The following is a 404-nucleotide window of genomic DNA, read 5'->3' on the forward strand; positions in this document are numbered from 1 at the left end:
TTCGCGCAGGCGCTGCGCCTGGCGCCGCGCGACGGCGACACCCTGCACAACCTGGGCTGGATGTACTGCCAGGACGGGCGCCACGCCGACGCCACCGCCGCCTTCCAGCGCGCCCTGCAGTCGCCCAACTACGCCGCCGCCTCGCGCACCTGGATGACCCAGGGCGTGTGCCAGGCCCGTGCCGGTCAGACGCAAGAGGCCGAGCAAAGCCTGTTGCGATCCTTCGAGCTGGATGCGGGCAATCCGATCACCGTGTACAACCTGTCGCTGCTGCTGCACCAGCGTGGTGAGTCGGAGCGGGCCCGCTTTTACCTGCGCCGCCTGAACAATTCCGAGCTGGCCAACGCCGAATCGCTGTGGCTGGGCATCAAGATCGAAAACCGTTTGCAAAACCGGGAAGCGGC

At 67.6% G+C, this 404-nt stretch carries 1 protein-coding gene; it reads left to right on the forward strand.

The genetic code is table 11. The features are described 5' to 3' along the window. A partial coding sequence (locus tag HA630_RS01170) for a tetratricopeptide repeat protein (protein WP_166832124.1) occupies positions 1-404 on the forward strand: 404 nt, incomplete at both ends.

The organism is Aquabacterium sp. A08 (assembly GCF_011742065.1).